General features: G+C 64.7%; 18 protein-coding genes and 1 tRNA gene. 5 read left to right on the top strand and 14 right to left on the bottom strand.

The window, feature by feature from the left end; genetic code table 11:
* The first annotated feature begins 260 nt into the window (after positions 1 to 260).
* Together queF and AX724_RS20945 are read left to right on the top strand one after the other, a co-directional pair.
* Positions 261 to 722, top strand: a complete 462-nt coding sequence (gene queF / locus AX724_RS20950; RefSeq protein WP_066770703.1) for a preQ(1) synthase — start codon at positions 261 to 263, stop codon at positions 720 to 722.
* Positions 723 to 881: 159 nt separating this feature from the next.
* The gene (locus AX724_RS20945) at positions 882 to 3,533 is read left to right on the top strand and encodes a M1 family metallopeptidase (protein ID WP_066770701.1); all 2,652 of its coding nucleotides are present in this window, start codon (positions 882 to 884) and stop codon (positions 3,531 to 3,533) included.
* 38 nt (positions 3,534 to 3,571) lie between these two features.
* On the opposite strand, the gene AX724_RS20940 is transcribed toward AX724_RS20945, so the two are convergent.
* The gene (locus AX724_RS20940; RefSeq protein ID WP_066770697.1) at positions 3,572 to 4,648 is read right to left on the bottom strand and encodes a phytase; all 1,077 of its coding nucleotides are present in this window, start codon (positions 4,646 to 4,648) and stop codon (positions 3,572 to 3,574) included.
* A 199-nt stretch (positions 4,649 to 4,847) separates the two neighbouring features.
* Between AX724_RS20940 and AX724_RS20935 the strand changes: the two genes are divergently transcribed.
* A complete protein-coding gene (locus AX724_RS20935; RefSeq protein WP_066770696.1) occupies positions 4,848 to 7,619 on the top strand; it encodes a TonB-dependent receptor in 2,772 nt (923 codons plus the stop codon).
* A 169-nt stretch (positions 7,620 to 7,788) separates the two neighbouring features.
* Here AX724_RS20935 and AX724_RS20930 read toward each other — a convergent pair whose 3' ends face one another.
* From AX724_RS20930 to hspQ, 5 genes are all read right to left on the bottom strand, one after another.
* Positions 7,789 to 7,983 carry a hypothetical protein gene (locus AX724_RS20930; protein ID WP_066770693.1) on the bottom strand — a complete coding sequence of 65 codons (195 nt, stop codon included), beginning with the start codon at positions 7,981 to 7,983 and terminating at the stop codon, positions 7,789 to 7,791.
* 47 nt (positions 7,984 to 8,030) lie between these two features.
* Positions 8,031 to 8,207, bottom strand: coding sequence for a DUF3606 domain-containing protein (locus AX724_RS23175; protein WP_082733628.1), 177 nt, complete (start codon positions 8,205 to 8,207; stop codon positions 8,031 to 8,033).
* An 84-nt stretch (positions 8,208 to 8,291) separates the two neighbouring features.
* Positions 8,292 to 10,229 carry an OPT family oligopeptide transporter gene (locus AX724_RS20925; protein ID WP_066770690.1) on the bottom strand — a complete coding sequence of 646 codons (1,938 nt, stop codon included), beginning with the start codon at positions 10,227 to 10,229 and terminating at the stop codon, positions 8,292 to 8,294.
* A 107-nt stretch (positions 10,230 to 10,336) separates the two neighbouring features.
* Positions 10,337 to 10,969 (bottom strand): GDSL-type esterase/lipase family protein, encoded by a 633-nt coding sequence (locus AX724_RS20920; RefSeq protein WP_443018774.1) that lies wholly within the window; start codon positions 10,967 to 10,969, stop codon positions 10,337 to 10,339.
* The gene (gene hspQ, locus AX724_RS20915; RefSeq protein WP_066770684.1) at positions 10,932 to 11,321 is read right to left on the bottom strand and encodes a heat shock protein HspQ; all 390 of its coding nucleotides are present in this window, start codon (positions 11,319 to 11,321) and stop codon (positions 10,932 to 10,934) included. Before hspQ ends, AX724_RS20920 begins: the two co-directional genes overlap by 38 nt.
* Positions 11,322 to 11,443: 122 nt before the next feature.
* Between hspQ and AX724_RS20910 the strand changes: the two genes are divergently transcribed.
* Positions 11,444 to 11,533: transfer RNA gene (locus AX724_RS20910), tRNA-Ser, on the top strand.
* 479 nt (positions 11,534 to 12,012) lie between these two features.
* Here the strand turns inward: AX724_RS20910 and AX724_RS20905 are convergent.
* The 8 genes from AX724_RS20905 to AX724_RS20870 all read right to left on the bottom strand — a co-directional run bounded on the left by AX724_RS20905 (position 12,013) and on the right by AX724_RS20870 (position 20,163).
* Entirely contained in the window at positions 12,013 to 12,210 is a 198-nt protein-coding gene (locus AX724_RS20905) for a hypothetical protein (protein WP_066770681.1), read from the bottom strand.
* Between the two features lie 141 nt (positions 12,211 to 12,351).
* Positions 12,352 to 13,845 carry a glycosyltransferase family 39 protein gene (locus tag AX724_RS20900; RefSeq protein ID WP_066770678.1) on the bottom strand — a complete coding sequence of 498 codons (1,494 nt, stop codon included), beginning with the start codon at positions 13,843 to 13,845 and terminating at the stop codon, positions 12,352 to 12,354.
* Positions 13,846 to 13,859: 14 nt separating this feature from the next.
* Positions 13,860 to 15,032 (bottom strand): TonB-dependent receptor domain-containing protein, encoded by a 1,173-nt coding sequence (locus tag AX724_RS20895; RefSeq protein WP_066770675.1) that lies wholly within the window; start codon positions 15,030 to 15,032, stop codon positions 13,860 to 13,862.
* On the bottom strand, positions 15,032 to 16,129 hold the full coding sequence (locus AX724_RS20890) for an endonuclease/exonuclease/phosphatase family protein (RefSeq protein ID WP_066770776.1): 1,098 nt from the start codon (positions 16,127 to 16,129) through the stop codon (positions 15,032 to 15,034). Before AX724_RS20890 ends, AX724_RS20895 begins: the two co-directional genes overlap by 1 nt.
* Before the next feature lie 121 nt (positions 16,130 to 16,250).
* Complete coding sequence (locus AX724_RS20885) at positions 16,251 to 17,426, bottom strand: glycosyltransferase (RefSeq protein ID WP_066770672.1); 1,176 nt, start codon at positions 17,424 to 17,426, stop codon at positions 16,251 to 16,253.
* A 3-nt stretch (positions 17,427 to 17,429) separates the two neighbouring features.
* Positions 17,430 to 17,975, bottom strand: a complete 546-nt coding sequence (locus AX724_RS20880; RefSeq protein ID WP_066770669.1) for a DUF2141 domain-containing protein — start codon at positions 17,973 to 17,975, stop codon at positions 17,430 to 17,432.
* Complete coding sequence (locus AX724_RS20875) at positions 17,972 to 18,910, bottom strand: hypothetical protein (RefSeq protein WP_066770666.1); 939 nt, start codon at positions 18,908 to 18,910, stop codon at positions 17,972 to 17,974. The genes AX724_RS20880 and AX724_RS20875 overlap by 4 nt, the downstream gene beginning before the upstream one ends.
* Positions 18,907 to 20,163, bottom strand: coding sequence for a glycosyltransferase (locus AX724_RS20870; RefSeq protein ID WP_066770663.1), 1,257 nt, complete (start codon positions 20,161 to 20,163; stop codon positions 18,907 to 18,909). The genes AX724_RS20875 and AX724_RS20870 overlap by 4 nt, the downstream gene beginning before the upstream one ends.
* A 131-nt stretch (positions 20,164 to 20,294) precedes the next feature.
* Here AX724_RS20870 and AX724_RS20865 point away from each other — a divergent pair, with 131 nt between their 5' ends.
* Entirely contained in the window at positions 20,295 to 21,110 is an 816-nt protein-coding gene (locus AX724_RS20865) for a hypothetical protein (protein ID WP_066770774.1), read from the top strand.
* Positions 21,111 to 21,250 lie beyond the last annotated feature (140 nt).

The following is a 21,250-nucleotide window of genomic DNA, read 5'->3' as shown; positions in this document are numbered from 1 at the left end:
TCGCGGAAGACATCCAGTTCCGGCCCCTGCCGGGCCGGGTCCGATGCCGGCGCAGCATTGGAGGGCGGCAGCGTGAAGACGGGCGCGCCGTCCTGCGCCTGCTGCGCATGGACAGCGGTGGCGACAAGCAGCGGCGCGGCCAGCAGCAACGAACGACGAATGGACCCCATGACCCCGTGCCAAGGCACAAGATCGGCTGAACCGCAAGTGAACAATGCGCGGGCATGACATCGGCCGTGCGATGGCGTAGATGGCCGCCCATGACCGACCTTAGCAAGACGCCCCTGCACCTGGGACAGACCAGTGCTTTGCCCGCCAGCCCGGAAGAGGCGGTGCTTGATTATGTGCCCAATCCGCGCCCGGGCAAGCCCTATCTGGTGCGCTTCACCGCGCCCGAATTCACATCGCTCTGCCCGGTGACGGGCCAGCCCGACTTCGCCCATCTGGTGATCGACTATGCCCCGGCCGGGACGATCGTCGAGTCAAAGTCGCTGAAGCTGTTCCTGGGGGCGTTCCGCAACCATGCCGCCTTTCACGAGGATTGCACCGTGGGCATCGGCGAGCGGCTATTTGCCGAGATGCGTCCGGTCTGGCTGCGCATCGGCGGCTACTGGTATCCGCGCGGCGGCATCCCGATCGACGTCTTCTGGCAGTCGGGCGAGCCGCCCGCCGGGCTGTGGCTGCCGCCGCAGGACGTGCCGGGCTATCGCGGCAGGGGCTGATCCGCGCTGCCCTGTTTGACGAATGGGCAACAAGGTTCGACGAATGACATGGCCCGGTCACCGCATCGCTTGACCGCCGGGGCGAAACGGTTGATCCCGCAGTCATCGGGCGCGGCCTAGGATGCCGCGCATCGCCCAGATGTCGGAGTCTCATCGTCTATGTCCTTGACCAAGATCCTGCCGCTGCTGGTCGCAGCCGCTCCCATCGCGCTTGCCTCCACGGCCATGGCGCAGAGCACAGCCCCCGCCGGGCCAGCCGCCGGCGTCACCACCCAGCTCCCGCGCGGCGCCGCCCCCAGCCATTATATGATCGAGGTGACGCCGGACGCCGCCAACCTCAAATTCACGGGCAAGACGGTGATCGACGTGACGGTCGCACAAAGCCTGCCGGCGCTGGTGCTGAACGCCGCTGACCTGAGCTTTGGCGAGGTGACGCTGACGGCCCAAGGCGGCCGGCCGGTCAAGGGAACCGCGAAGATCGATGCCGACGCGCAGACCGTGACCTTCGATTTCGGCAAGCCGGTCGCGCCGGGCGCCTACAAGCTGGCCATCGCCTATGCCGGCGTCATCAACCAACAGGCGAACGGCCTGTTCGCGCTCGACTATACGGACAATGGCGGGGCGGCGAAGCGCGCGCTCTTCACCCAGTTCGAGGCGCCCGACGCCCGCCGCTTCGTGCCCAGCTTCGACGAGCCGAGCTACAAGGCGACGTTCGACCTCAGCGCCGTCATTCCGACGGGCCAGATGGCGGTCGGCAACATGCCGGTCAAATCCTCCACCGACCTGGGCGGCGGCAAGACGCGAGTGACGTTCGGCACGTCCCCGAAAATGTCGTCCTACCTGCTCTTCTTCGGCCTTGGCGAACTCGACCGCGCGACCAAGATGGCAGGCAGCACCGAAGTCGGCGTCATCACCGGCAAGGGCAATACGGGCAAGGCGCAGCTGGCGCTCGACGCGTCGGCGGCGATCCTGCCCTATTATAACGATTATTTCGGCGTGCCCTATCCGCTGCCCAAGCTCGACAATGTCGCGGGCCCCGGCCAGAGCCAGTTCTTCAGCGCGATGGAGAATTGGGGCGCGATCTTCACGTTCGAGCGCGCATTGCTGGTCGACCCGCGCTTCACGTCCGAAGCGACCAAGCGCCGCATCTACGAAACCGTCGCGCATGAAATGGCGCACCAATGGTTCGGCGACCTCGTCACCATGGCCTGGTGGGACGATCTGTGGCTGAACGAAGGCTTCGCCAGCTGGATGGCGACCAAGGTGACGGACAAGCTGCAGCCCGACTGGGAGATGCTGCTGACCCGCGTCGACGGGCGGGAGGCAGCGATGAGCCTCGATTCGCTCGCCACCACCCATCCGGTCGTCCAGAAGATCACCACCGTCGATCAGGTGAACCAGGCGTTCGACGCCATCACCTACCAGAAGGGCGAGGCGGTCATCACCATGCTGGAAGGCTATGCCGGCGAGGATGCGTGGAAGGCCGGCATTCAGGCCTATATGAAGGCCCATGCCTATGGCAACACCGTGACCGACGACCTGTGGAAGGCGGTGGAGGGCGCGGGCGCGAAGGGGCTGGTCAGCATCGCGCATGACTTCACCAGCCAGCCGGGCATTCCGCTGGTCAAGGTGGACAGCGCCCAATGCCGCGGCGGCCAGACCGTCCTGACGCTGAGCCAAAGCGAATATAGCCGCGACCAGAAGAGCAAGACGCCGCTCAAGTGGAACGTGCCGGTGAAGGCGCAGACGGTGGGCGGCGAGGCGCAGCGCCTGATCCTGCAAGGCAATGGCCAGATCACGCTGCCGGGCTGCGGCGCCTATATCGTCAATGCCGGGCAGACGGGCTATTTCCGATCGCTCTATCCCGAAACCAACGTGAAGGCGCTGGCGAAGGATTTCACGAAGCTGGCCAGCATCGACCAGACCGGCCTGCTGGCGGACAATTTCCAGCTCGGCCTTGGCGGCTATCAGCCGATCGGACTGGCGCTGGACCTGGTGGACGCGGTCCCGGCATCGGCCACGCCCGCGGTGATGGCCGAGGTGCCGTCTTACCTCAGCAGCGCCTACGACATGCTGGATGGCGACGCGGGCGCGCAGGGCCGCGTGCTCGCCTATGCGTCGCGCAAGCTGACGCCGGTGCTGGCCTCGATCGGCTATGACCCCAAGGCCGGCGAAGGCCCGCAGGTTCCCGTGCTGCGTCAGTCGCTGGTGTCGACGCTGGGCGATATGGGCGACCAGGCGGTCGTGGCCGAAGCCAATCGCCGTTTCGCGGCGCTCGCCACCGACCCGGCGGCGCTCGACGGGCCGCTGCGCAACACATGGCTGTCGATCATCGCCAAGAGTGCCGACCAGGCCACCTGGGACAAGCTGCGCGCGATGGCGACGGGCGCGAAGACCGATCTGGAAAAGAGCAGCACCTATGCCCTTCTGGGCGGGGCGAAGGACCAGAAGCTGGCCGCCCAGGCGCTCGACCTGGCGCTGACCGACGAGCCGGGCAAGACGACCAGCGCGGCGATCATCAGCGCGGTGGGGTATGAGCATCCGATGCTGGCGGTCGATTATGTGCTGGCGCATCGCCAGCAATATGAGGCGCTGATCGACGTGTCGGCGCGCAGCCAGGCGCTGGCGCGGCTGGGCGGCGGATCGGCCGATCCGGCGATGGCGGCCAAGCTGGACGCCTATGCCACCCAATATCTGACGCCGGAATCGCGCAAGGTGGTCGACCGGGCGATTTCGTCGATCAAGACCCGGATCGAGACGCGCGGACGGCTGAAGGCGCCGCTGGCGGCCTGGTTCGCGGGCAAGCGCTGAAGGAAGAGAGGGCGGTGGAGCGATCCACCGCCCTTGCCTTAACGGAGGCCGAGCGCCTTCGCGATATCGTCCCACGCGACCAGCTTGAAATTCTGCGCCGCGGCGGCATTGTGACCGTCCTGCGCGATGAAGAGGCCGCCCGGATAGGCCGGGCCGAAATCGCCCAGCATCAATTCGATCCCGTCGGTCTCCTCCGATCCCCCGACCGTGCCGTCAACGACGCGGAAGCGGCCGACATAGCTGTCATCGTCGAGGCGATAGACGACATAGGCATTGTCGCCCTGGCTGGAGACAAGGACATAGCCGTCCTTTTCGCCGGTCGGCGCGATGGCGACGCCTTCGGCGTCGGCGACGAGATTTTTGCCGTCGGCCGCCGCGATTTGCGTGGGCGCGGTCGATCCGGTCGCGCGCGCGTCGAAGCGCCAGAGGCCGACATCCTCCTCCGCGACATAGAGGATGTGGGTGCGGTCATCGACCGCGCAGCCTTCCGACTGGGTGCCAAGCTTCATGGTACGGACGATCCGGCCGATGGGGGCCGCGCCTGACGCGTCGATCAGCAGTTGGTGGATCGTGCCGTCCTTGAGCACCATGAAGGCCGACAGGCCCGCTTCGTCGCGGCCAAGACAGATGCCATAGGCCTCGCCCGCCCCGCCATCCACCGTGCCGAGCGCCGTCAGCTTCGCGGTCGCCGGATCGAGGCGGAACAGGGCGACCCTGGCCTTGGCGATGTCGTTGCGGTCGGACGCGGCGACGAGGATGCCGGGCGTGCCGCCGATCACCACGCCGTCCTTCAAATCGACATTGTTGACCCGCCCGGCGTCGAGGAAGTCGCGGGTCCGCCCGTCAAGGCCATAGACGTAAAGGCCCGCTTTCTTGTCGGTACCCACGATCAGGCTTTGCGACGGGTCGGCGGCATTGCGCCAGATGGCGGGATCGTCCGCCGCGTCGGCGTTCGGCGTGCCCACCGGCGTCGTCTCGCCCCGCGCGGTGACGCTGACCGCCGGCGTCGCGTTGGCGATGCGCACGGCCACCGGCACTTCCTGCTCGGTGGCGGCGCATCCCGCAAGCAGGATCCCACCGGCCGCGAGCACGGCCACGGACAGGCATTTCGACATGGATATATCCCCCGATCTGATAGCGCGGCCCTGCTGGCGAGTAGGGGTGACAGCATGATGACTCTTGCGTGACACTTTTGTCGCATATTGCACCAGGGATGACTTCAATCTGACTTCAAAGGGTCATGTAGCCGTAGCAGGCTGCGCTTAGTTGCCGCGGCGAACGCCGATGAGGCGCGATCCAGACGGGGGACCAACCATGACTTTCACGCGCAAGCGGCCAGTGCGCCGCGACATGATCCTGTGCCTGCTTGCCAGCGCCGCCGCCCCTGCCGGCGTCGCCTTCGCCCAAACGCCGGAGGCGGAGGCTGAGGCGGATGCGATCGTCGTCACCGGCACGCGTCCGATCGCGGAGTCCGAAGCGCTGGCGCTGGACATCCAGAAGAATTCCGACTCGCTGGTCACCGTGGCGGCATCGGATTCGGTCGGCCGCCTGCCGGACCAGAATATCGCGCAGGCCGCCAGCCGCCTGCCCGGCATCAGCGTCGAGCGCGACCAGGGGCAGGCGCGCTACATCAACCTGCGCGGCAGCCCCAAGACGTGGACCACCCTGTCGTTCGACGGCATCAACGTGGTGAGTCCCGAAGGACGTGACGCGCGGTTCGATTCCATCCCGTCCGCCATTGCGGGCAAGATCATCGTGTCGAAGGCGGTGACGCCCGACATGCCCGGCGAAACGGTGGCCGGCAACGTCAACGTCGTCACGCGTTCGGCTTTCGACTATGACGGCTTCCATCTGGCGGGCAAGGCGGGGCTGGGCTTTGCCGAACTGGGCGACCGCAAGGAATATGAAGCCAATATGGTCGTGTCGGACCGGTTCGACACCGGCATCGGCGAGATCGGCGTGCTGCTGTCGGGCAGCTATTACGAACGCAACATGATCACCGACAATTTCGAGAATGACTATGAGCGGGTTCCGCGCGACCTGCGTCCCGGCAACCAGACGCGCTTCTGGGTGCATGAGACGGAGAACAAGCTCTATCGCCTGACCCGCAAGAACTGGTCGGTGTCGGGTCGGCTGGACTGGAAGCCGGACGACCGCAACATGATTTCGGCGCGGTCGATCTACACCATCTTCACCGACGACGAGGCGCGCGACAATTACCGGTTCGACCTGGACGACCGCGAGGCCGACCTGTCGAACAGCACTGCCGCCTGCGGCGCCAGCACGGCCAACACGACGTCGGGCTATGCCGACATCTGCGCCGGCAACCTGCCGCAAAAGGGGATCATCTACGGCATCGACATCCGCCAGCGGTCCACGCTGCGGGCGTTCCGCCAGTCGGTCTTCACCAACACGCTGGAGGGCAGCCACGAGATCGCCGACGGGTGGAAGCTGAGCTGGGTCGGCAACTACACCGAATCGAAGGACGACCGTTCGGTCGTGGGTGAGGCGACCTGGGACAGCCCGTCGACGCGCAATCTGCGCCCGACCGTCGCCTATGACTTCACTGACCCCAACTATTCGCGGCTGACGCTGTTCAACACCGTCCAGACCGGCACCGGCGCAGCCACCCGCTACACGGCAGGCGCGCAGGTGACGGCGGTCGACAGCTTCACCAAGCCGCTGAGCGGCTTCACGGTACTGGACGCGGTGGACACGACCAAGGCCTATACCGGCCGCGTCGTGCTGGCGCGCGAACTGGACAATGCGACGCTGAAGGCCGGCTTCCAATATGACCGTCGCAACAAGATCGCGGACGAAAACCAGATTAGCCTGAACGCGGCGCAGGCGGCGACGGTTCTGCCCACCAACTACAACCAGTTCTCGCTGGACCAGGAGTTCCTGGGCAAGATCCCGATGGGATATACGTTCCGCTATTTCGACCAGGACAAGATGCGGGCGGCATCGCAGGCGGCGCAGGCCGCTTTCGCCTTCACGCCCAATACCGGCAATAACTATAACGTCCGCGAGGAAGTGTTCGCCGGCTATGTGATGGGCACGGTCCGCTACGACTGGGGCAGCGTCGTGGGCGGCGTGCGGGTCGAGCATGTCAGGAACGAGGGCCGGGCGATCGGCACGATCGGGACGACGCCGGGCCTGATCGTGGCGGAGGCGAGCCAGACGCTGGCCTTCCCCAGCCTGCACGTCAACTATAACCTCGACGACACCAAGAAGCTGCGGCTGTCGTTCAACAGCGGCGCGGCGCGGGCGGATTACGATCAGTTGCGCCCCAATGTCGTCGTCAACGACGCCAACGCCACCATTTCGGGCGGCAACCCGGCGGTGAAGCCGGAGCGGGCCTATGGCGTCGATGCCTATTTCGAATGGTATGTCCGACCGCAGGGCTATCTGATGATCGGCGCCTTCTACAAGAAGATCGAGGATGTGCTCTACACTTCGTCGAGGACATTCAATTCCACCGCGCTCAACAGCAACGGCATCGACCGGTCGGACTATGTCTATAGCGGCATCGTCAATGGCGGGACCGGCCGCATATTCGGCATGGAAGCGGCGGCGCAGTTGCAGCTCGAACCCTGGACGCAGGATCTGGGCCTGCCCGAATTTCTGGGCGGCTTCGGCATTTCAGCCAACGTCACGCTGAACGACAGCAAGGTGGAAAAGCCGGGCGTCGGTGCGATCCCTGCACGCAAGGTGCGGCTGCCCGGCACGTCCGATTTCGTTTACAATATCGGCGGCTATTACGAGAAATACGGCCTGTCGCTGCGCCTGCAATATCAGAACCGCAGCAAGTGGCTGGACACCATCGCCGACACGCTGACCGATGGCGGCGATACCTATTGGGATTCGGACGACGAACTGGATTTCTCGGCGCGCTACGCGATCACGAAGAATGTCGAGATTTATTTCGATGCGTCGAACCTGCTGAACCATCCGGGTCGCCGCTTCTCCGACCCTGCGAGCCTGCTGACCGCGACTGGCATTCCGACCAAGAGCATCACGAACCAGACCATCGAATGGGAACGGTTTGGACGCCGCTACAGCGGTGGCGTCCGCGTCAACTTCTGATCTGACAGCGGCATGAACGGGCGGGGGCGGGGAATCGGATTCCCCGCCCCCTTTTCGCTATCCGGCTTCCTTGCCGGAGCAGCCATTCGGTAACGGCGGCGACATCCGTGCCCGCAACCCCGACCGCCCTGTCGAGCAGCGCGGGTGGCTGCTGCGCGGCCGCTATGATTCAGCTTCCCGCTTCGGTGTTGACGGGCGGCGCGAGCGGATTGGGGTCGTCATGCTCGCCCTGTTCGGTTCGCTTCGCGGTTTCCTTGTCGACATCGTCGCTGTTGCCGCCGGGCGAGCCCTGTTCGGGTGCGGGGATGTCGGGACTGTCCTCTGCCGGATCCCGGCGTGTGTCGGGTTGATGGTCCTCATTCATGGCGCGTTCCTTTCTCTCTTCGAAAGGCAACGCGCGGAAGGACCGAACTATCCGCGCCGCCGCGCCGGATCGACATTGAGATAGGCGGCGACCGCCGCCGGGCTGTCCCCGACTGTCTCCACCGCTTCCTCCAGCTCCTCGCGCGAGACGTCGAAGCGGGAGGTCCAGTAGAGAATGGACGCCTCGTCGCCCAGCGCCACGCGGTCGGGTTCCTGATCGGTCATGCCGGCTATCCTTCTCCTTTTCCCGTCAAAAGGAGAGAAGCGCATAAATCGGGCGGTTTTTCCGCTTCCCTTTAGGACAGGGCATCAGGCCAGCGGGGCGGATGCCCAGCGCCGCAGACGGGCATAGAGGCCCGCGATCGCAGCGGCGAAGATCAGGATGGCGAGCGGTACGGCCCAGGGACTTTCCCCGACCAGCGCCAGCGGCGCATCGCTGTCCGTACTTGCGACGATGCCGGCGAAGGCGACCCCGAACAGGCTTTCCCCGACGATGAAGCCGGTCGCCATCAGCACGCCCATGCGCTCGGCGAATTCGGGGTTGGACTGGCGCAGCGCCCAGCGATTGTAGAGATGGCCGACGAGCGCGCCGACCGGGATCAGCAGCGTGAGCGCCATCGGCAGGTAGATGCCCATGCCGACCGCAAGCGGAGGGAGGCGCAGCTTGCCCGCCCGGCCGAGCGCTTCGTCGACGGCGATGACCACCACGCCGATCCCCGCGCCGATGCCGATGAGGTTCCAGTCGAGATCACCGCCAAGCACGCCTTTCGCCAGCGCGGAGATGAGCGCGGCCTGCGGGGCGGGCAGGGCGTTCGCGCCCGCCCCGCTCGCGCCGGCAAAGCCGAAGGCGCTGTTGAGCAGGTCGAGCACAGGAGGGATCACCAGCGAGCCGAAGATCACGCCCAATATCAGCGCGACCTGCTGCTTCCAGGGCGTCGCGCCGACGAGCTGGCCGGTCTTGAGGTCCTGAAGATTGTCATTGGAGATGGTGGCGATGCCGAAGACAATGGCGGTGGTGAACAGGGCATAGGCGATCAGCGCCTGCGTTTGCGACGGGTCGCCGCCCGACCCGTAGATGGCGGCGAGCAGCAGCGACGCGCCGAGTACGGCAAGGATGCCGACGCCCGAGATCGGGCTGTTGGACGCGCCGATCAGACCCGCCATATAGCCGCAGACCGATGCGATGACGATGCCGGCGACCAGCACATAGGCGAGCGTCAGGCCAATGACGGGAACGGGATTGGCCGCGATCGGCCCACCCTGCGCAAAGATCCAGAGCAGGAGGCCGATGGGCAGCAGCGTCAGCAGGATGGTGCCGCCGACGATGCCGATCGGCAGGTCACGTTCGGTAATGTCCAGGCTGGCGGCATTGCCCGCCTTGCGCGTGGCGTTGGCGACGAGCGCGGACCGGATGCCGCTGACGATCGGGCCCAATATCTTGAGCAGCGTCCAGATCGCCGCCACGCCGATCGTCCCGGCGCCGATGAAGCGCGCCTTCATGCGAAAGGCGGTGCCGACGATGTCCGCCAGATCGGCTCCGGCGGGCAGCGGCGCGGTGAGATAGGGGACGAGCCCGACCCAGCTGATGAGCAGGCCGATGAACATGGCGATGCCGACCGACAGGCCGACGAGATGGCCGACCCCGATCAGGGCCATGGAAAAGCTGGTCGAGACAGATGTCGCGCCCGCGCCGAAGCGGAAGAAGGTGGCGGCTTCCTCCGCGATCAGCCGGGTCTTGGCGACGATCGAGAAGGATGCGGCGGCAAGGGAGCTGGCCAGGATGGCGGCGAGGCCGCGCTTATTCTCTTCCAGGCCCTCGCGCGATCCCGCGCCGACCTTCAGCACTTCGGCAGCGGCGACGCCTTCGGGATAGGGGAGGTCGGAGCCGGTGACGAGCGCGCGGCGCAGCGGCACCGAATACATGACGCCCAATATGCCGCCCAGCGCGATGGTGAAAGCGGACAGCCAGTAGGGGAAGCCCTGCCACCAGCCGATGATGACCAGACCGGGCAGAACGAAGATGATCGCCGACAATGTGCCGGCGGCGGACGCAATCGTCTGGACGATGTTGTTTTCCAGGATCGTCCCGGTCGAAAACAGCCGCAGCACCGCCATGGAAATGACCGCCGCCGGGATCGACGTGGCGAAGGTCAGGCCGATCTTGAGGCCCAGATAGACGTTCGCCGCGGTGAAGACGAGCGTGATGAGCGCGCCCAGAATAACGCCGCGCAGCGTCAGTTCCGCCATCGCTCCGCTTGCTGCCCTGTCCGTTGCCACTCGCGACTCCCCTCGATTATCCGCACGTCCTACGCTCTGGTAATAATGTTGCGAGGGCGTGGATCAATCGTAAAGTGTCAGGAGGCGCTCGCCCGGGCGCGGGAGGGCGGTGGCAGGCTGTCGAGCCACGCGTCGACGCTGGCCGTCCAGCGCTGGTAGCCGCGCGCGTTCATATGCAGTCCGTCAGGCCGGAACAGGGAGGCGTCGGGCAGACCGTCGGTCGCCAGCAGCAGCCGGCCGACATCGAGATAGCGGACGTCCAGCTTCTTCGTCAGGTCGACGACCTGGGCGTTCACCATGGCCATCCGCTCGCGCAAGGCCCAGCGCAGCGGGCTGGGCTTGAGCGACAGGAAAGCGATGGGAGCGCGGGGATAATCCTTGCGCAGACGGCCGAGCAGGGTGGCGATGTCGCGTGCGACCCGATCGGGCGGAGTGCCGGCGGCCAGATCATTTTCCCCGACATAGACGATCACCGCGCGCGGCGGGGCGGCGGGCAGGAGCCGCCGGTAATAATGGAGGACGTGCGCGGTGGTGGCCCCGCCAAAACCCCGATTGACCGTGCCGGTGTCCTGGAAGCTGGCGGCTATGTCCCAGAGGCGGATGCTGGACGCCGGGAGCGCCGCCGCCGACATCGCGCCGGCGCAGGCCAGCGCGGCGACAACGGCGACCCGCCTAATGGCGATGGAGCGGGCGCAGGCGATATTTGCCATCGGCATAGGCGCCGAACATCCCCAGAATGGCCGGATGGTCGACCGGCTCGTCGCTGTCGTCCGCATCCAGATTCTGCTGGCTGACATAGGCGACATAGCTGGATTCGCCATTTTCGGCGAGCAGGTGATAAAAGGGCTGATCCTTGTCGGGCCGTGCGCCTTCGGGAATGGCGTCATACCATTCCTCGCTGTTGGCGAAGACCGGATCGATGTCGAAAATCACACCGCGAAAGCCGAACATGCGATGCTTGACCACATCGCCGATGCTGAAGCGGGCATGGACGATCGGCGGTGCCGTGACACCTGCGCCGAAGATGCTGCCGGAGCCATAATTCTGGATCATGTCTTTCATACGTCCAATTTAGGGGCGTTGCAGCAGGAGACAAGAAAAATACCGGACTGGCCGCTTGGCAAGGGTGATTTCATTCGCTAATGGCCGCCGCTCGACCGGGTCGGCAACGCCGAACCTTCTGCGGAGAGGTGGCAGAGTGGTCGAATGCGCCGCACTCGAAATGCGGTGTGCCTTTACGGGTACCGTGGGTTCGAATCCCACCCTCTCCGCCAATTACTTCCATAAGTAGATGACTTCGCCAGTTATTTCTGGAAGGATGGCGCGTCGTCCCACATGAAATCCCACTTGAAATCTGCGCTGGATTTCGGCGACTATTCTAGGACGGGCCCGCCGCCACGCTCCCACAGCGTCGCCCAAAATTGCTGCCCCCAATCGGTTTGATGACCGTCGGGATAGCGCGATTTGCCAAGTGCGATGCCCAGCCGGTTTATGAGCGCGGCGAATTCGGGGTCCCGGCGTTCGCCGCGATCCATGTCCGGCCAAGGGCATAATGAAGCAACGCATGGAACAGCGTATGCGCGTCGCCTTCTGCGGATCATATGCCCTAGGTGTTTAGTCCCAGCATGTGATGGCGTGGCTTGACGATAAAGCCCCCTGTTCCGCAGCGAAGCGCGAACCGCCTTCGCGCAAGATTTGGCGGGCAGCCGCCAGCCCAGCGCCTTCCAGTGGCGCGCCGGGGATGGCAAGTCCGCTAGCGAGTTGCCCCGGATCTGGCATAAGGATGCTGTGCATCGTCATAGGCGAGTATCCCCCGGTTTTGGCCAATGTTGTAGTAGAGAACATCGGTAAAGCGCCTGTCGCTCGACCAGGTGTTTTCGCGCCCCGGCATCATGCCCACCATATCCACTACGCAGCCCCTTTCATCGAGCATATTGATCGGATCGGCCAAGCCGCGCGGGCCCTCGCCAATGCTCCATTACCGGGATTAGTCAGCATGGGAGGCTCGACAAAACGGGCAGTCGGATCGCGTTTGAGGCGATGCGAGGTGACCTGACGCCGCAACAGCCTTGTGCGCCGCTGCCCCCGATAATCATTCCTGCCTGAGATAGAGCGTCCCCTCACCCGAGGGGAGCGACGCAGGGCGGTAGCCATGGGCGACGGCCCAGGCGATCAGGGATGAGTCGAGACCCTGCGGACTGGCTGGGGAAGGCGCGCTTTCTTGCCCCGTTATGATCGCGGCGGGCGGATGCCGGGTCAGCCCTTCTGCAACGCTTGCGCCATTCAGCACATGGAATGCGCGCTGTTGCGCCGGGGTGAGAAGGTCACGCGTACGGAACAGGAAGGGACCGGCGGCAAAGCGCGGATCGAGGGGCATGCCGCTGTCCACCACCCGCTCCGGCGAGAGGCTGACGATCGGACCTGCGACGGCGGAGGCGCGCACGTTCCGTCCGATCGCATGGGCATCGCGCATCGCCGACACGACCGGGCTGTGGCCGCTGGCGACGTTCGGTGCGATGCGGATCAGCGTGTCCGCCGCCCCCGCCATCATGCACAGCGCCAACGCCGTGACCGCTGCGGGGCGGCGCCAGTGGGGCGCATCCAGCATCAATCCGAAGCGCAGGAACAAGGCGGGTAGCAGCGGCACCAGATATTGCACATAAATGGGCCGGGGCAGCCACGCCGCGATCAACCCGGCAACGATCACATAGTCGAGCAGACCGGTCGTCGTGGAAGGCGTTGCGGATCGACGCAGGACAGAAATGGCCAGCGCCAGAAGCGCCAGCAGCGCCGACCCCTGCGCAAGGAAACGCAGGAACCGCAAAACGCTGAGCGGGGCTTCCGCCATATAGGCGCGCTGGTTCAGCATCTGCCATTCCAGCGGCGCCTTCAGGCTATAGTCGATGATGCCGAACCAGGCCGCATCCGGCGCGATCGCCCAGAGGACCAGGGTTGGCAATCCGCCCGCGATCCCGCCCACCGCCAGCGCGAGGACGCTTTTCGGGCCGAACCGCCGCACATGCAGCAGCGCGAACAGGCCGATGGCGGCGGCCGGCAGCCCATAGCTGATCTTCGCGGAGGATGCCGCGCCCAGCAGAAGCCCGGCAAGCAAGAAGAACAGCGGTCGACGAACCTTTTCGAGCGCGTCGATGAGCAGCGTGAGACCGGCCATGTGCAGGAGCAAAGGCAGGGCATCGTTCCGCGCAACCGTGGCTGCGAACAGGAAAGCATGGCTGGTGACGAGCGCCATGGCCGCAATCCCGGCGCTGCGCCGCGATCCTCCCACTTGGCGCGTTGCATGATATAGCAGCGCCGCTGCGCCCGCCGCACACAGGGCATTGACGACGCGCAGGGCAAGGAACAGCCAGCCCTCGCACAGCCATGCCAGCGGCGCGAAGAGCAGGGGTTGCAATGGCGTCTGGAGATAGGCGAAATCGCGGTAGGGCAAGCCCGATCGCATCAGGGCCACAGCAGCGACATATTGCCCTTCGTCATGGTCGATCGGCCGGAGGGCGGCAATGCCCAGCAGCACCGTCAGCAACAGCAGGACGACGCACAAGGGGGATGCGCGGACAGCCTTTGTCATGTCCGGGCCGGTGCTTACCAGCCCATGTCGGCGCTGAACATGACGGCGCGGGTATGGTCGACGGCATGAAGGCTCCCCATCGCGGTCGGGCCGGACAGGCCGATGCTGACGAGGCGGCTGGGATTGATGAAGCGCGCGGCAAAGCGCAATCGCTGGCCATCCCGTTGCACGGGCGTATATTCGATGCTGCCTTCGGCGCGCAGGGGCGATTGTCGGGTGCCCAATGCTGCCAGCGCCGCGCGGCTGCTGCGCGATGTCTGCGCCGCGACACGCCACGCGCCGCTGGTCCATGCGGCTGCAAGGGCCATTTCCCGTTCCTGCACGGATCGCCCGCTCATGGTGTCCACCGCTGCCTGCTGATAGCGGACGGACCAGTCGAGATGCGGCGTCAGCTGATGCCGGGCCGTCATTTTGACGCCAAACAGGCTGGCAGACCCGATATTGGTCGGCAGATAGGCACGATCGGCAAAGGAAAGGCGGTTGCGAATGTCGGCCCGATAGAGGCTGGTCGTTACCATCATGTCCCCGCCCGACCATTGACCGCCAATCGACGCGATCCGGCCTTTTTCAGGGCGGAGGGTGCGGCGCAAAGTCTCGAATTCGGGGCGCGAAAGGCCGAGCGGGCCGGTAAAGCCGGTATCGCCATAGGCGCGCATGGACTCATTATAGTCCATCGACAGCGTGATTGCAGGCGTTGGACGGTAGTGGACGACGGCGTGGGGCAAAAACCAGTCCCGCGCGCGCAGGCGATCATCGCCACTGCCGATGGTCACATTGGCATTGCGGTTACTGACTTTCAGGCCGGCAAAGCCCAGCGTCATCGCCATCTGATCGGAGAGGGCGAAATGATCCTCGACCGAAAGCATCCTTGTACGGCTGCGCGGGCGATGGTCGTAAGCCGATTTGTCCATCTGGGGTGCAATGTCCGCCTGCGCCCCGATGAACCGCCGGCTCTGGCGCTGGAGGCGCAGGGCGACGACATGGTCTGGCTCGTCACGGGGCACCGGGCGGATCGCGCCGATCCAGCCCTGATCCGGCCTGATGCTCCGCGCTTCGAGCAGGGGCGATCGCCGGATCGCAGGCTTCAGCGTGAAGCTGATGCTTTGGTCGACGAACAGATCCTGCGCCGATGCGGTACCGGCCTGGAGCGCGAGCGCGACCAGGCCCAGTAGATACAGGCCGCGCATCAGCGATATTCGCTTTTCAGCGCAGGGCTGGCATCGGCAAGCGCCAATTGTGGGCGCTGGCGGTCATAGGCGATGACATAGCCGAAATGATCGGAGAGCGGCTCGCCGTCAGGCTCCGACCCGAACGGCACATGCGCGCCTTTCACGACGAGCGAGGTGCCGTGCCCGGCGCGCGCGAAGATCCAGTCCTTGCGACGCTGGGCCGCGTGGATGAGGTCATCGCGCACCTGCCGAACGGGGACGGCTGCCTGTTGCAGCGCGATCTGCGCGCCGCCCTGCGCCGGTGCGACGAACGACAGGCCATGGCGGGAAAAGCTGTCGAAGAAGATGTGGCTGCGATCGTTATTGCCGCCAATGTTCATGTCGCCGCCGATCATCAATGTGCGGTCGCGCGGGACGGCGCGGGCAATGAAGCGCGCGGTCAGATCGACCTGCCGCGCAAAGGCCGCCAGCGATCGCGCCACGGAGACGCCCGACGCCTTGCGCGCATTGAGGTGGGTATTGACGATGGCCACGGGCTTCTCTTCGCCGGGAACCTGTATGTCGGCGATCACAACGCCCTTGTTGGCGAGGCAATCGAACCCGGCGCAGGCGAAATCGGGGAAGGCGAGGCGCTGGACGCGGAGGATGGGATAGTCAGACAGGATGATGAGGCCGCTGTCGGTCTGTTTCCCCATCGCCTCGCCGCGATCCCACCGGGCGTCAGCAAGAAACGCCTGGTCCGCCGTTGCGGGCGCGATCGACGAACGCATCAGTCGATCCGGTCCGAAGGTCATGTGTCGATAGCCGGACGTCCGCGCAATCTCTGCCGCCTGTGGCGTGAAGGCTTCCTGCAATAACAGGATATGGGGTTGCTGCCCCCGTTGTCGCAGCGCGCGCAGACGTCCGCCTATCCGCGCCAGCGCGGCGTCGCGGTCAAAGGCGAGCGGCCACGGCAAACCCTTGATATTATAGGTCATCATGGAGAGCGTCGTATTGCCGCCGTGCGGCAATAGCTGCGCCGTATCGAGACGATATGGCAGGCTGCTACTGGTCGATCCGGTCGCGACGAAACTGACCAGCCCTGCAAACAGCACGGCTCGCATAGTCTTGTACATGATGATGCCCCCCAATGGCTGGCTTCGTCATAGCCCGCCATTGAGTCGTGCGCGTTTCTTGTGCGCTGCAATATGATGAAAGTTCGAAGGCGGACCCCGTCACCGATCCGACCAGCAATTGTCATGCAGCGAGGGGAAGTCTCCGTCTGGTCCCTTCATAGAGGGTGAAAAGCTCAGCGAAATGCGCGTCCATCGTGCGCGTGCCGGCGGCCACTGAGCAGGCGTTGGCGAGATGATCGGCTGGCCCCTGCGTCAGGAACAGGCGAATGGCGGCCGCCAGGCTGGATGCGTCCGCCGCGCGGTAATGATGGCCAGCGCCCGGCACCAGATGATCCGCCGCCGCGCCGCCATCGGGCAGGAACATCGGAATGCCACTGGCCCGCGCCTCTGCCGCGATCATGCAGAAGGTTTCGGATTCGCTGCCATGGACCAGCGCATCGGCGCTTGCGAGCAGACTGGCGAAGGCCTGGCGGTCGGTGACAGGTGCCATCAACCGGACATGCGGATTGTCCGCCGCGGCGCGTTGCACGCTGGCGCGCGCGCGGCCATCGCCAGCAATGACGAGGCCGACCGGACGATCAAAGCCACAGGCGGTCGCGGCCTCAATGATCATTGGCCACCGTTTTTCCGGCGCGTGACGGCCCGCGCCGAACAGCAACAGCGCATCTTCATCCAGATCGCACCATTGCAGCAGCCGTCGCCGCAGATCCGTGTCGCGGTGCCGGGGGGAGAAGATGCCGGGCTGCACCCCCATGCGGTTGGTGACCACATGCCGCAAACCGCCATTCGCCAGCCGTGTCGCCAGTTCGTCGCTGGCGCAGACGATATGATCGAAGCGCGCGTCCAGACGCCGCAAATGCCGCCAGAACCAGTCGAACCCGCGGTCGATCTGCTCGCGACTGGCCAGACTGCGAAACCAGCGATAGGCGTAGTTGCCCAGCGGATCGGCGTGCATGATCAGGCTGCGTGGCACATCGCCACGCCAGTTGGCGACCATCGATGCGCTGCCCCACGGGGTCGATGCTTCCACCAGATCGGGACGCAAGGCGTCCAGGCGGGCGTGTAGAGCCGCTTCGTCATGGAAATAATGATAGCGCCCGTCGAGCGGGAAGCGGCGACCCGGCACATATTCGATGCGGGCATGATCGCCGAAATATTCGACATGCGCCTGCGCCGCCGGCGCAAGGATGATGACTTCATGGCCGCGCGCGGGGCCCGCCAGCATCTTGTGCCGGACATAGGTTTTGACGCCCCCGCCCTGCGGTGCGTAAAAGGCGCATATATCGACGATCCGCATGGCCTAAAGCGCCTTGAGCGGGCCGAAGGACAATAATCCCCGACGGTAATTCATGATGATCCGCCCGCGCGTAGGGCCGGTGCCAACAACCAGGGTGGCCGACGCCGCCTTTGGCTTGCCCATGCCCAATTTGGGATTGCCGCCAAAGCCGACGCCATCAACCGACAACCCGAATTTCCGGTTACCGTCGCGATCGTGCAGCACGCTGACCGCATAACGGCCCGGCCCCGGCACACGGACGCATATTTGCGCGCTATGGTCATTTTGCGTGGAACCTTGCCCGACCGGCACCTCGACCCGGCGGAAAATCTTGCCCTGAGAGATCAGGATATTGTCGTCCTGAAGAAAGTCCTGATCGTTGGCGGGATAGACTTCCGCCTTCAGGCGGCCCTTTCGGTCCTTCAGTCCCACTATGTCGAGCAGCAAGGACGGGCCGTTCTCACCGGGGCGACAGCGTGCCTCCGCCTTGCCCAGATCGGGGGTTGAAGGGATGATCGGCACCGCAGCGGCGGCGATCATGCTGGTTACCCAGATCGCCAGGACGGTCATGCCCGCCTCCGATGTTTCACGACGCCGCTCAGGCCAAGGATCAGTCCGACCAGCAGATGCGCGGCGAGCAGCAGGCTGGCGACCATCGCCAGCACCTCCGCAATTTCCAGCTCACGCCCGACCAGGAACACCGCGACGCCTGCAAACAGCACATCCTTGTTCGGCACCATCGGCAGGCGGGACAGGACCAGCCGTAGCGTCGAAAGCATGAACCACCAGCTCAACGCGACATCGGGCAGCAGCAGGTGCCACAACGTTGCATAGAGCAGCACATTGGCGATGATCCGCGCCAGATGGACCCCTGCCACCATCCGCCGCTCCCGCCAGGGCAGGCTGAATACCTTGCGACTGAACAGGACCGGGCCAAAGGAGGTCACAACAAGGATGGTCAGCGATATCCCCAGCGCCCGCCCGTCCATCGCCAGTCGCAGCGATGACAGGAGGGGCAGCGTGAAGAGCAGCATCGCCAGCGTGACAATGTTGCCCATCACGCCCGACAATATCGCTGAATCCTTGACCGCGCCAAAGGGTGATCCGGCCATCGACACATGCCGCCGCGCCCAGGCGTAGAAATAGACGTCGCCCACATAGCCGAGCAGCAGTTCGTTGCTGATCCGCTTGCGGAACAGGGCAGACAGGCCGCCGGCGGGGATCGACCACAGCCGGTTGAAGATGACCCAGTCGCATAGCGGCGTCAGGCTGTATGTCACAGCGAACACCAGCCAGAAAAGCGGCGTGCGCGGCAGCATCGCGATGAGTTTGTGAAAATCGAAGGAGCCGATCTGAACGAACACGACCGCCAGTATCGCAAAGGAGATGAGCGGGCCGAACCATGCCGTCCAGTTGCGACCGGACCGGACAAGCGGGGTGGGGTCCAGCATCGCGCGCGTACCCTGCGCATTGATCAGCGGGACAAGCGCATCGGCATGGCTCATGATAGCTGCGCCTCAAAAAGAGATTGCGAACAAGGTTTGGCAAGGGCAGCGCGCCGCCGGTGGGGGTGCGTTGCCAGCATGTGATGGAAGAGCGCGCGGTAGGCGGGAACAGCGCGTTCGATGGTGAACGACGCCGCCTTGTCACGAGCGCGCGGGCGGTCCTGACTATCCGGGTCCGCGGTGCGGATGGCATTGGCGAATGCGGTCTCGTCGCCACCATCGATCAGCGTGCCGAGCGCGCCATCGTCCAGCAGGGAGGACATGCTCGCGCAGCAGCGGGTGGCGATGACCGGAAGGCCGCACGCCAGCGCTTCGACCACGACGCCTGGCTGCCCTTCATAGCGGGATGAGAGCAGCAGCAGGTCATGGTGCGGCAGTTGGCGACGAATATCGGCGCTGAACCCGGCAAAATGCACCTTCGCCGCAATGCCGAGGCGGTCGGCCAGGCGTTCCAGCTGAAAACGCGCACGGCCTTCCCCGAAAATGGTCAGCCTGTCGTCTGGCCCACGCCCCTCTGCGAAGGCGCGCAGCATCAGCGGATAATTTTTCTGGCGTTCCAGCCGGCCGACAGCCACGAAACGCCTGCCCTGTTGCGGTGATGACGATGAAGGTGGCGCCACGACGGCATCCAGATCCGTCAGCGCCAGCACCGGATTGGGCACCACATGCACGCGCGCCCGATCGACGCCCATCCGTGCCGCCACTTCCCGCGCCATGGGATCGGACAGGGCGGCGAAATGGTCGATCATTTTGCCCTGCATGCGCAGCCAGAAGCCATAAAGGGGCCGCATGATCCAGTGCATGTCGGATCGCATGAGGTCGTTGCTGACCTTGGCCAGAATGAGCGGACAGCGCCGTCCCAGCCGCAATTTCAGTAGCACGGCAATGATCGCATAGACGTTGCCAGCGCAAAACAGAATGTCGGGTCGTCGCGCATCGATGGCGCGCAATGTCGCGACCAGGAGGTGGAGGCTAGCCAGGCGGCGACCGATCAGCGGCCAGGATGGCATATATTGGGTGGCATTGCCGGGCGGCAGGTCATGCTGCATCGGGCCTGCCGGATTCCCTAGCATCAGGCGCACGTCAATCCCGACTTTCTGCCAGCCCGTGACCAGCCGCAACGCAATACGCTCTACTCCACCTGGTCCGGGGGCGTGAAGAAAGACCAGGATATGTGGCGGCGAACTGACTTCGCCATCGCTATCGACGATAGCTTTATCGTTCGGCGATAGCGGCTCACGGAAGCACTGCATAAACCGCCCATGTCGGACGTTGGTAACAGGCTGATGCACTATTCGTGACGGAACGATGAAGTCTGAACGAATGGCATGTCATGATTGCACCGATCATGATCCCGTCACAAATATCGGGATATATATGGGTCATGTTTGCGCCGCTCCTCCTGCCATTTCTGCTTGCCGTTCAGGGCATCGAAGCACCGCCATCCCCTGCGAACAGCGCGCCGGTTACGTTGCGCATAGCAGCCGAGGAAGCGCGGCAGGGCGTCGCGTCCGATGGCGTCCATATCTATGCGATCGACAATGACCGGATCGGAAAATACCGGATCAGCGACGGCGTCCGTATCGCGCAGTGGAAGGGCGACCGGAGACTTTTCCCGCATATGAACAGCTGCACAATCGTGGGCAGCGAACTAATATGCGCCGCCTCCAACTATCCTGCCGTGCCGCAAACCAGCGCCGTCGAAATCTTCGATACGAAAAGCCTGCGCCATGTCCGCAGCATCAGCCTGGGCATGGGGCCGGGGTCGCTAACGGCCCTTGATCGCCATGACGGAACGTGGTGGGCGATGTTCGCCAATTATGACGGGAAGGGCGGGGAAGCTGGCCGCGACCATCGCTACACCACGCTGGTGCAGCTTGACGATGATTTCCGGCGGCTGCGCGGCTGGCTGTTTCCTGCCGAGGTGCTGGCACGCTTCGCGCCTTTCAGCTGTTCCGGCATGAGCTGGGGGGCGGACGGCCGCCTTTACGTCACAGGACATGACAGGCCTGAACTCTACGTCATGCGTCTGCCCGAAGCCGGATCGACGCTGGAACTGGCGACGACCATCCCCATCGCCACCGAAGGTCAGGCGATCGACTGGGATCCCAAAATGCCACATCGCCTCTGGTCGATCACGCGCGACCAGTCTGTCATCGTGGCAAGTGAAATCCGCTGGAATGAAGGCATGCACAAATAAGTGCTAGACTCGTATCCGACCGAGTTGAATCGTTGGGAGGATTCCCATCTGTCGTGAAAACTGATTGAGGCTTTCAGCCGAGTTTGAGGCTGGCGATATATGGGCAGGCCCTATTGATGATTTGCGGGTGCGTATTGTGG

The organism is Sphingobium sp. CCH11-B1, assembly GCF_001556865.1.
GTDB lineage: Bacteria > Pseudomonadota > Alphaproteobacteria > Sphingomonadales > Sphingomonadaceae > Sphingobium.
Note: the sequence above shows the minus strand (reverse complement) of the source record. Positions and strands in the feature narration are given on the sequence as shown.

What these genes read in the sequence shown, in the direction of transcription:
- AX724_RS20945 (WP_066770701.1), top strand. Translation starts at nt 882, where the DNA reads ATGTCCTTGACCAAGATCCTGCCGCTGCTGGTCGCAGCCGCTCCCATC.
- hspQ (WP_066770684.1), bottom strand. Translation starts at nt 11,321, where the DNA reads ATGAAAGACATGATCCAGAATTATGGCTCCGGCAGCATCTTCGGCGCA.
- AX724_RS23175 (WP_082733628.1), bottom strand. Translation starts at nt 8,207, where the DNA reads ATGACCGATCAGGAACCCGACCGCGTGGCGCTGGGCGACGAGGCGTCC.
- AX724_RS20895 (WP_066770675.1), bottom strand. Translation starts at nt 15,032, where the DNA reads ATGCGCGGCCTGTATCTACTGGGCCTGGTCGCGCTCGCGCTCCAGGCC.
- AX724_RS20920 (WP_443018774.1), bottom strand. Translation starts at nt 10,969, where the DNA reads ATGGCAAATATCGCCTGCGCCCGCTCCATCGCCATTAGGCGGGTCGCC.
- AX724_RS20890 (WP_066770776.1), bottom strand. Translation starts at nt 16,129, where the DNA reads ATGTACAAGACTATGCGAGCCGTGCTGTTTGCAGGGCTGGTCAGTTTC.
- AX724_RS20925 (WP_066770690.1), bottom strand. Translation starts at nt 10,229, where the DNA reads ATGGCGGAACTGACGCTGCGCGGCGTTATTCTGGGCGCGCTCATCACG.
- AX724_RS20885 (WP_066770672.1), bottom strand. Translation starts at nt 17,426, where the DNA reads ATGCGGATCGTCGATATATGCGCCTTTTACGCACCGCAGGGCGGGGGC.
- AX724_RS20935 (WP_066770696.1), top strand. Translation starts at nt 4,848, where the DNA reads ATGACTTTCACGCGCAAGCGGCCAGTGCGCCGCGACATGATCCTGTGC.
- AX724_RS20930 (WP_066770693.1), bottom strand. Translation starts at nt 7,983, where the DNA reads ATGAATGAGGACCATCAACCCGACACACGCCGGGATCCGGCAGAGGAC.
- AX724_RS20940 (WP_066770697.1), bottom strand. Translation starts at nt 4,648, where the DNA reads ATGTCGAAATGCCTGTCCGTGGCCGTGCTCGCGGCCGGTGGGATCCTG.
- AX724_RS20870 (WP_066770663.1), bottom strand. Translation starts at nt 20,163, where the DNA reads ATGCAGTGCTTCCGTGAGCCGCTATCGCCGAACGATAAAGCTATCGTC.
- AX724_RS20865 (WP_066770774.1), top strand. Translation starts at nt 20,295, where the DNA reads ATGTTTGCGCCGCTCCTCCTGCCATTTCTGCTTGCCGTTCAGGGCATC.
- AX724_RS20900 (WP_066770678.1), bottom strand. Translation starts at nt 13,845, where the DNA reads ATGACAAAGGCTGTCCGCGCATCCCCCTTGTGCGTCGTCCTGCTGTTG.
- AX724_RS20875 (WP_066770666.1), bottom strand. Translation starts at nt 18,910, where the DNA reads ATGAGCCATGCCGATGCGCTTGTCCCGCTGATCAATGCGCAGGGTACG.
- queF (WP_066770703.1), top strand. Translation starts at nt 261, where the DNA reads ATGACCGACCTTAGCAAGACGCCCCTGCACCTGGGACAGACCAGTGCT.
- AX724_RS20880 (WP_066770669.1), bottom strand. Translation starts at nt 17,975, where the DNA reads ATGACCGTCCTGGCGATCTGGGTAACCAGCATGATCGCCGCCGCTGCG.